This window comes from Pseudomonas meliae (genome assembly GCF_001400515.1).
GTDB lineage: Bacteria > Pseudomonadota > Gammaproteobacteria > Pseudomonadales > Pseudomonadaceae > Aquipseudomonas > Aquipseudomonas amygdali.
The window spans coordinates 2059-11227 of record NZ_LJQT01000097.1 but is presented as its reverse complement, the minus strand read 5'-3'; the positions used below and the strand labels follow the sequence as shown (position 1 = coordinate 11227).

Below are 9169 nucleotides of genomic sequence, written 5' to 3'. Positions count from 1 at the left end.
TCTACACCCTCTTAGGTACAGTAGATTTACCGTTTGAAATACGCGATGCTTCACACTGGTTGTGCAAGGTGGAGTTTATATGTCGAGCGGGTTTGAGTTTCAGTTAGCCAGTTACACGACGATGCCCGTTACGTTGCTGGAAACGCTATATTCCATGCGCAAGAAGATTTTTTCAGATCGGCTTGAGTGGAAAGTTCGTGTGAGTCATGCATTTGAATTTGATGAATACGACAATGCCAATACCACTTACCTTGTCGGAAGCTGGAACGGGGTTCCGCTGGCCGGACTAAGGCTGATCAACACCTGTGATCCCTACATGCTGGAAGGCCCATTCCGCAGTTTTTTTGACTGCCCTGCGCCCAAAAATGCTGCCATGGCGGAGTCGAGCCGGTTCTTTGTCGACACGGCTCGGGCACGCTCGTTGGATATTCTGCACGCACCACTGACCGAAATGCTGCTGTTCTCCATGCACAACCATGCTGCGTTGTCCGGTTTGCAATCGATCATCACGGTGGTCAGCAAGGCAATGGCGCGGATCGTGCGCAAGTCCGGATGGGAGCACCGTGTGCTGTCGACCGGTGAAGCATCGCCAGGCGAGACAGTGCTGCTGCTGGAGATGCCGGTGACGGCCGACAACCATCAGCGGCTGCTCGGGAATATTGCCCTCAGACAGCCTGTCACGGATGACCTGCTGCGTTGGCCGATAGCGCTTGGCGTGTCAGACCCCGCACCGCCAGCCTGCATGCACAGCGCTGCCTGAGTCAGACCATGCCCATGTTGATGGCTTTGTAGACTGCCTGCTTGGCAGTGCGCACTTCGAGCTTGCTGGAGACGTTGGACATGTGAAACTTCACGGTGCGTTCCGAGATGGAAAATATTTCAGCGATTTCGCTGTACGACTTGCCCATCGCCACCCATTTCAACACACCTGTTTCGCGGGTGGACAACTTGCACTGGGCGGGCTGCGGAAAGAGTTCATGGGGCGCTCGGGTCTTGATCAAACGGTCATGGAAGCGGATGAGGCTCATCTGGATATCGGCGGCTTTTTCGCGGATTCGCTGATCGAAATCTTTCTGCTGCCGGGCATTGCAAAGACTCAGTGCGGCAAAAAGCCCACTGGCATCGTGCAGGGTGAAAGTGGCCCCCGAGGACAGCTGATATTTGGCTGACCGCTTCAGGAAATCGTCGGTTTCGACGCCTTGAGCGGCATTGCGGGCCTCTCTCCAGAAGAATGGCGTAATGCTATGCCAGGCATGTTTGATGATGGGGTCAATGAGGTGATAGTTTGAGGCTACATAAGATTTCAGCCAGGAGTCGGGGTAATTGGACAAAATGACGGGTTTGACATTACGCGTCTTGGGCGTGGAAAAGTAGGCATAAGTGAAATCGCCAATGTGGTGCAGATCGTTTTCAAAGTCTTCGATCAGTTGACGGAGAGGGGCAGGGGCCCCGTTTATCTTCAACGGTGGGCAGTCAAGTTGGGCTTTCACGGTACGAACCTCCATGTAATACCTTGTTTATTGTTTTGTTCTCGGCCTGGCTGTACTCATTATCCGCATGTGTAATTTAAGTAGTACATGAAAACATGGACTACCTGTGTCTTTTGATTTTGAACACCGGTCAAGGCTGTAAAAAAGTGCGCTCGTCGAAGCATTTGCATACGAGCGCACGCGTGTTTGGGCGTTGGGCCCTGCACTGCGATCACGCACACCGGATGGGATTTTGTTGCGATTGCAATCATATTCTTCGTTCCATTAAGGTGCAAGGACGCTTGTCCGACAGCAAGGAGTAGTGATGAACAGCGCAAATGGCCACCAGTTGGCGCCGCAAACCCGGGTTGCAGCGCTGGCTTGCATGGAAAAGATTCAAGCGGCTGCGGGGCTTGCGCTGCGCGGGTGCTGTTCACCCCTGTTTGCGATGGCCGACATCGTCGAGCGTCTGCCCCGAGACCCGTCTACCTCGCGGCGTATATCCGTGGTGCGAGCCAGCAAGCACATGGCCTGCGAACAGGAGGGCGTGCTCGCCAGCGCCTGGCCTTTGCGATTTGCTGCACAGGCCGGCAAGGTCGAATTGCCTCTGATCTACATGATCAGCAGCGAAACCTCGGCCGAACTGAGCGCGCTGGCATCGGAGTCATCCCAACGTGGAATTTTCTGCAACGACATCGAGACGTTGCCATCTTGCTGGCCCAAGGGCGCTCATCCGTGGCTGCCGTTGTGGCTCCTTTCAAACAGCAAGTGTCAGCCTTACGACCCTGCGGATGCTGCGGAGGCGCGGGCGATCACGCTGCACGCTTTGCACAGTCTGTATGTTGAAGGCCGGGCCGGTTTTTATTACATGGCGTTGCATGACGAATCCAATGATCAGGTCAGCGCGTTGAGCGAGACGCAGGCTGCGGCGGCTGTGCAAGGTATGTATCGGGTTGGCGATGTCGTTTCCGGCAACGACGGCCGTCGCGTGCGCCTGTTGGGTGCGGGCCTGGCCCTGCGGTCAGTACGTCAGGCGGCCAGCCTGCTCAAGGAGCACTGGAATGTCGATTGCGAAGTCTGGAGCTGCCCCAGCTATACCCGACTGGCGCGCGATGCCGGCTCGGGCCGACGCTGGAATCGTTTCCATCCGTTGAAGACCCCTCGGTCCTGGCACTTGCGTGATTGCCTCGGCGAAGGGCACGACGCCGTGGTGGCGGTCACCGGTTATCCGCAGGCCGTGGCCGAGCAACTGCGTGAACATGTCCCCGGACGGTTTGTTGCCTTGGGAGCCGATTCCGCTGCGCCGCAAGGTAAGCCTGCAATCAGCCCCGAGTGGATTGTCGTTCAGGCCCTGACCGCGCTTGCGGAGGGCGGGCAACTGAGTTACGAGCCGTTGAAACTCGCCCTGCAACGCTATCGGCTGGTCTGATGTCAGCTTTTACTGCCACTTTGTCGGGCTGCCAGTGCGGCACGCTCCAGCGCATCAGCAAACACGCGGCGCTGCGGGGCGTCGAATTGCGCCAGAAACAGCTCGTCGACCGCCGTTTCGTAGATCTGCCACATCTGTTTGCGCAGTGTCCGGCCCTTGTCGGTGATCGCTGCCACCGCGCCCCGGCCGTCGCTGTCGGATCTGTGGCGTTCCACCAGCCCTTCGCTTTCAAGGCGGTCGATGAGGCGGGTCAGGTTGTAGCGTTCGATGGCCATGACATCGGCCAGTTCATGCATGCGGCGCATGCCCTGAGGCCCGCTTTCCACACCCCAGAGCGCGTCATACCAAGCGTATGGGGGCAGCTCGGCCGCCGCCAGACGGCGTTCGATCTCGCGAATAAGACAGCGGTGCGCCCTGACGAATCTGAACCACGTATCCGGTTCGGCTGACGACATGAATCACCTTTGTCTGAAATTCTTGAGGGTTGCAATAGTAACCGAGCACGGGATAAATTCCGGCATGTGATTGCAATTGCAATCAGATTTTTCAAGGCAGACGCTTGTCCGGCGTCCACTGCCGCATCACAGTAGGAGACGACGATGGCACAGCAACCCCGGTTTCTTGACGAGGATCCGCAAGAAACCCGCGAATGGCTCGAATCGATTGAGTCGGTACTCAACAGTGAAGGGCGCCCGCGCGCGCACTACCTGATCGATCAGTTGCTGGACTTCGATGTCGCTCAACACGGCGATTTCTATGGTCGGGTCACGACGCCCTACGTCAACACCATTCCCAGCGACCGTCAGCAGCCTTATCCGGTGAAAAGCGTATCAACGCGTTCATCCGCTGGAACGCCCTGGCGATGGTACTGCGTGCCGGCAAGCATTCCGGTGTGGGCGGCCATATTGCCTCCTATGCGTCTGCCGCCGTGCTCTATGACGTGGGGTTCGATCACTTCTTCCGGGGTCGTACCGAGCAGTTCGCTGGCGATCTGGTCTACATCCAGGGCCATTCTTCGCCGGGCATTTACGGCAGGGCGTACCTGGAAGGTCGCCTGAGCGAAGAGCAACTGGACAACTTCCGTCGCGAAACGGATCGCGATGGCATTTCGTCCTATCCGCACCTGCGCTTGATGCCGGACTTCTGGCAGTTCCCTACTGTTTCAATGGGGCTTGGGCCAATCACGGCGGCGTATCAGGCGCGTTTCATGCGTTACCTGGAAAATCGCGGGCTCAAGGAGCATCAGGGGCGCAAGGTCTGGGCTTTTCTCGGCGATGGCGAAATGGACCAGCCTGAGTCTCAGGCGGCCATTGCGCTGGCCGGGCGCGAAAAGCTCGACAACATCATCTTCGTGGTCAACTGCAACCTGCAGCGTCTCGACGGCCCGGTGCGTGGTAACAGCAAGGTCATTCAGGAATTCGAAAGCCTGTATCGCGCCGCTGGCTGGAACGTAATCAAGGTCATCTGGGGCAGTGGCTGGGATGCGCTGCTGGAGAAGGACAAGAGCGGGCTGCTGCGTCAGCGCATGATGGAATGCGTGGACGGCGAGTACCAGAACTACAAATCCCAGAACGGCGCCTACGTGCGTGAGCATTTCTTCGGCAAGTACCCTGAGTTGCTGGAGCTGGTCAGCGACATGAGCGACGACGATATCTGGAAGCTCTCGCGGGGCGGGCACGATCCGGAAAAAGTCTACAACGCCTACGCTGCCGCAATGCGTCACAAGGGCGGGCCGACCGTGATTCTGGCCAAGACGGTCAAAGGTTTCGGCATGGGCGAGGCGGGCGAGGGGCAGAACATCAACCACCAGTTGAAGAAGCTCGGGGCAGAGGCGATCAAGGCCTTCCGCGACCGTTTCTCTCTGGACATCACCGATGATCAACTGGGCGACATGCCTTATCTGAAACCCGCCGAGGGCAGCACCGAAGCACTTTACCTCAAGGCCCGCCGTGCTCAGCTGGGCGGGTACATTCCGGCGCGTTTCAGTGACGCGGCCACCTTGCAGGTTCCACCGCTTTCGGTGCTGGATACCCAGCTGAAAAGCACCGGTGATCGCGGTATATCGACGACCATGGCCTTTGTGCGCATCCTCTCGACGCTGCTCAAGGACCCGAACATCGGCAAGTTGATCGTGCCGATTGTGCCGGACGAGTCGCGAACCTTTGGTATGGAGAACCTGTTCCGCCAGATCGGCATCCATTCCCATGTCGGTCAGTTGTACACGCCACAGGATGCAGGGCAACTGAGCTACTACAAGGAAAGCACCGACGGGCAGATCATGCAGGAAGGGCTGAACGAGTCCGGTGCCATTTCCTCATGGATTGCAGCCAGTACGTCATACGCCAACCATGGCGTGATGACCGTGCCGTTCTATATCTTCTATTCGATGTTCGGTTTCCAGCGTGTGGGCGATCTGGCCTGGGCGGCGGGTGATGCCAGGGCCAGGGGCTTTCTGCTGGGGGCCACCTCAGGCCGGACCACGCTGATGGGCGAAGGCCTGCAGCATGATGACGGGCACAGCCACGTGATGTCGTCGACGATACCGTGCTGTGTGTCTTACGACCCGACGTTTGCCTTTGAACTGGCGGTGATCATTCAAGATGGCATGCGCCGCATGTTTGCCGAAAATGAGGACATCTATTACTACATCACTTTGCTCAACGAGAACTACCCGCACCCTGATCTGCACGAGGGCGCCGAAGCCGGCATTATCAAAGGGATGTACCCATTGCAGGCCAGTGCGTCGGTCAACTCCGGCAAACACGTGCAATTGATGGGCTGCGGGTCGATCCTTCTGGAAGTCATCGCGGCCGCCAGATTGCTGGAGGACGACTTTGGTGTTAGCAGTGAAATCTGGAGTGTTACCAGCCTCACCGAGCTGCGCCGTGAAGGCCAGGACGTCGAGCGCTGGAACCTGCTGCACCCTGAGCAGGAGCCGCGCCTGAGCTACGTTGAAAGCTGTCTCGCCGACAGGGAAGGGCCGGTCGTCGTGGCAACGGATTACATGAAGATCTTCGCTGACCAGATCCGTCCATTCGTACCCCTGCGTCGTTTCGTGGCGCTGGGTACGGATGGTTTTGGTCAGTCCGATACCCGTGAATCGCTGCGTCATTTCTTCGAGGTGGACCGTTACTTCGTGGCTGTGGCTGCGCTCAAGGCGCTGGCCGATGACGGCAAGGTCGAGCGTAAGGTCGTGGCCCAGGCCATCGAACGCTACAAGATCGACCCAGGCAAGCAGAACCCGGTGCTGGTCTGAGTCGCGCTCGTCTCTGTCACGAGACAGTAGTTGCGAAACCGTGCACTTCAAGCGAGGTGCACGGTTTCCTGATTACCTGCGTGAGAGTATCTGCTCACTTTAGCCTGTCACGCCGTCAGACGATCTTCCCGGAAATCACGCAACGCCTGGTCAATCTCTTCGCGGGTGTTCATCACGAACGGCCCGTACTGCACGATCGGCTCGCGTAAGGGCTTGCCTGCAATCAACAAGACGCGCGCACCCTTGGTGCTGCTGATCTGCAAATCCCCTGTGTCAGACAGGCGCGCAAGATGGCGCTTGCTCACTGACTGTGCGCTGCCTTCTATTTCGATACTGCCTTCGTACACGTACAGCAATGCAAGATGCCCTTCGGGCATGCGCGGGTTGATACGGCTGCCGGCAGGCATGTCGAAGTCAAAGTACAAGGGCTCGGTATCCGGGCGCTGTACCGCACCGGCCTGTCGAACCTGGCCATCGTCGAAATGCCCGGCCAATACCACCACCTTCACACCGGCTGCAGTGGTCAGGCGAGGAACGTTTTCCGGCTGGATGTCCTGATAGCTGGCGTCGTTCAGCTTGTTCTTGCCCGGCAGGTTCAGCCATAGCTGAAAACCTCGCATGGTGCCTTCTTCCTGTTCAGGCATTTCGCTGTGAATGATCCCGCGTGCGGCGGTCATCCACTGTACGCCGCCGCCCTGCAGCAGGCCCACATTGCCCATATGGTCTTCGTGACGCATACGGCCTTCAAGCATGTAGGTCACCGTTTCGAAGCCACGGTGCGGATGAGGTGGAAAGCCCGCGATATAGTCATCAGGCACGTCCGACCCGAACTCGTCCAGCATCAGGAATGGATCGAATTGTTCCACGCCCCGTCCGCCGAAAACGCGTGTCAGTTTGACTCCCGCGCCGTCAGAGGCAGGTTGGCCTGCCTGAATCGACAGGACTTTACGAAATTGAGTCATGGAAAGAGAGCACTCTTTATCAGGTGGCCTTTTCAGGCGCAAGGGAGTGTCATGGTATGCCTGTCTATTCGATTAACTGATTCGAATCCCGGAACGGAATGATCGTATTTATCGATGTGTTGCCTGTTGATACGCATTGGCGTGAGTAACAGGCAACCTGCCCGGAACAGACTCCGGGCCAGGCGTTACAACGAGAGGTGATCAGTGTTTGCTGCCCTGTGTCGACATGGCCAGCAGCTGCTTTTCCTGGTTCCAGTCAAATGGTTCGTCGTTCTGCTCGGCTTCGTAACGGCGCTCTTCCAGCGCCTGATACAGCTCGATTTCTGAAATGCAGGCAGTCACCGGCGAAAAACCACAGCAGGTCGCGAGGCACCAGGTGGGCGATTTGCGGGTAGCGCTGGATGACCTGACACAGGATGTCCTGGCCCAGGTACTGGCTTTCTATCGGGTCCTGCGGCAGTTGCTCGACCAGTTCGTCGAAGCGCTCCATGAACAGCGCGTGGCTTTCTTCCGGAACCTGCTCGGCCTCGCCCAGCGCGACCAGAATGCTGCGCAGGTGTGCCAGCAGGCCAAGTTGGTGATCGAGAGTGGCGTCGGCCATCGGGTAATCCTCAAATGCAAAAACAGGCGCGAGAGTATAAAGCTCTACGCGCCTGCTGTGTGGTGTGACCTTGAACGTCAGCGAATCTTGCCCGCTGCCAGGGTCAGTTCTTCCTTGTCGAAATCATCCACGTCGATCACCTTGCGACGGGCGGCTTCGGCTGTAAGCAGTGTCTGTGCCTCTTCTGCCTGCAATACACCGATGCGCAACGCAGCGTCGATGGCATGCTCGCCTGCGGCCGGTTTGATCTGACCACTCTTGAGCGCCGTTTGCAGCTTCTTGTGCAACGGATATGCAGTAGTCAGCAAGTTGATGGCATGTTGCAGCGCGCCGACCGGATCTTCTGCCGATTGCGGGCGATAGCAGCCTGCGAGCAACTCTTCCAGTGTCGGATCGCCCTTGGCGCGGCCCAGTACCTGTGCAACTTCGGCGTCCAGCTTGTCCGAAGGGCCCTTGTGGCGACGACCGAACGGGAACACCACTGCACGCAACAGCCCACCCAGCACACGGTTAGGGAAGTTGCCGAGGATTTCGTCCATGGCACGTTCCGAATGGCCCAGACTTTCTTCCATGGCCCAGCGAAACAGCGGGCTCATGTGATCTGGCGAGCCAAGATCGTGGTAGCGCTTGAGTGCCGCCGAAGCCATATACATATGACTGAGCACGTCACCGAGACGCGCCGACAGGCGTTCGCGGCGTTTCAACTCGCCGCCCAGCAGCATCATGCTCAAGTCCGCCAACATCGCGAAAGCTGCTGCCTGACGGTTCAACGCGCGGAAGTAGCCTTGGCTCAGGCTGTTGCCCGGTGCTCTTTCAAAATGGCCAAAGCCCAGATTAAGAATCAGGGTGCTGGCGGCGTTGCTCACCGCAAAACCGATGTGCTTGAGCAGGAGCGCGTCAAACTCGAGCAGCGCCTGCTGCTTGTCTTCGCGACCGGCCAAGGCCATTTCCTTGAGCACGAATGGATGGCAGCGAATGGCACCCTGGCCGAAGATCATCAGGTTACGTGAAAGGATATTCGCCCCTTCAACGGTGATGAAGATCGGCGCACCTTGCCAGTTGCGGCCCAGGTAGTTGTTCGGGCCCATGATGATGCCCTGGCCGCCATGCACATCCATGGCGTGACCGATACATTCGCGGCCACGCTCGGTCAGGTGGTATTTGAGGATCGCGGAGAGCACCGAGGGTTTTTCTCCCAGATCGACCGCATTGGCGGTCAGCATGCGCGCGCTGTCCATCAGCCAGGCGTTGCCGCCGATGCGCGCCAGCGCTTCCTGAATACCTTCGAACGCCGACAGCGGCACATTGAATTGCTCGCGCACCTTGGCGTACTGGCCGGTCACCAGGCTGGTGTACTTGGCAGCGCCGGTGCCGACCGCGGGCAGCGAAATCGAACGTCCTACCGACAGGCAGTTCATCAGCATCATCCAGCCTTTGCCGAGCATTGGCTGG

The 9169-nt window shown here is 58.2% G+C and carries 6 protein-coding genes and 2 pseudogenes; 3 read left to right on the top strand and 5 right to left on the bottom strand.

Going from position 1 to position 9169, the window contains the following annotated elements; genetic code table 11:
* Nucleotides 1-79: 79 nt before the first annotated feature.
* Nucleotides 80-760, top strand: coding sequence for an acyl-homoserine-lactone synthase (locus ALO64_RS04385; protein WP_005733938.1), 681 nt, complete (start codon nucleotides 80-82; stop codon nucleotides 758-760).
* A 1-nt stretch (nucleotide 761) separates the two neighbouring features.
* Here ALO64_RS04385 and ALO64_RS04380 read toward each other — a convergent pair whose 3' ends face one another.
* Nucleotides 762-1505: a helix-turn-helix transcriptional regulator gene (locus tag ALO64_RS04380; protein WP_010214819.1), complete on the bottom strand. Its 744-nt coding sequence runs from the start codon at nucleotides 1503-1505 to the stop codon at nucleotides 762-764.
* A 289-nt stretch (nucleotides 1506-1794) separates the two neighbouring features.
* Here ALO64_RS04380 and ALO64_RS04375 point away from each other — a divergent pair, with 289 nt between their 5' ends.
* Nucleotides 1795-2898 carry a transketolase-like TK C-terminal-containing protein gene (locus tag ALO64_RS04375; protein WP_044345151.1) on the top strand — a complete coding sequence of 368 codons (1104 nt, stop codon included), beginning with the start codon at nucleotides 1795-1797 and terminating at the stop codon, nucleotides 2896-2898.
* A 2-nt stretch (nucleotides 2899-2900) separates the two neighbouring features.
* On the opposite strand, the gene ALO64_RS04370 is transcribed toward ALO64_RS04375, so the two are convergent.
* Nucleotides 2901-3353, bottom strand: coding sequence for a MarR family winged helix-turn-helix transcriptional regulator (locus tag ALO64_RS04370; protein ID WP_004657820.1), 453 nt, complete (start codon nucleotides 3351-3353; stop codon nucleotides 2901-2903).
* Between the two features lie 144 nt (nucleotides 3354-3497).
* Between ALO64_RS04370 and aceE the strand changes: the two are divergent.
* Nucleotides 3498-6154: pseudogene (gene aceE / locus ALO64_RS04365) on the top strand (pyruvate dehydrogenase (acetyl-transferring), homodimeric type).
* Nucleotides 6155-6261: 107 nt separating this feature from the next.
* Here the strand turns inward: aceE and ALO64_RS04360 are convergent.
* The 3 genes and pseudogenes from ALO64_RS04360 to ALO64_RS26145 all read right to left on the bottom strand — a co-directional run.
* Nucleotides 6262-7116, bottom strand: coding sequence for a pirin family protein (locus ALO64_RS04360; protein WP_044345152.1), 855 nt, complete (start codon nucleotides 7114-7116; stop codon nucleotides 6262-6264).
* Between the two features lie 201 nt (nucleotides 7117-7317).
* Nucleotides 7318-7717: pseudogene (locus ALO64_RS04355) on the bottom strand (PA2817 family protein).
* A 77-nt stretch (nucleotides 7718-7794) separates the two neighbouring features.
* A partial coding sequence (locus ALO64_RS26145) for an acyl-CoA dehydrogenase domain-containing protein (RefSeq protein WP_235804973.1) occupies nucleotides 7795-9169 on the bottom strand: 1375 nt, incomplete at its 5' end.

Bases quoted from the DNA above. Each gene is read 5' to 3' on its own strand.
- ALO64_RS04385 (WP_005733938.1), top strand. From the start codon at position 80: ATGTCGAGCGGGTTTGAGTTTCAGTTAGCCAGTTACACGACGATGCCC.
- ALO64_RS04380 (WP_010214819.1), bottom strand. From the start codon at position 1,505: ATGGAGGTTCGTACCGTGAAAGCCCAACTTGACTGCCCACCGTTGAAG.
- ALO64_RS04375 (WP_044345151.1), top strand. From the start codon at position 1,795: ATGAACAGCGCAAATGGCCACCAGTTGGCGCCGCAAACCCGGGTTGCA.
- ALO64_RS04370 (WP_004657820.1), bottom strand. From the start codon at position 3,353: ATGTCGTCAGCCGAACCGGATACGTGGTTCAGATTCGTCAGGGCGCAC.
- ALO64_RS04360 (WP_044345152.1), bottom strand. From the start codon at position 7,116: ATGACTCAATTTCGTAAAGTCCTGTCGATTCAGGCAGGCCAACCTGCC.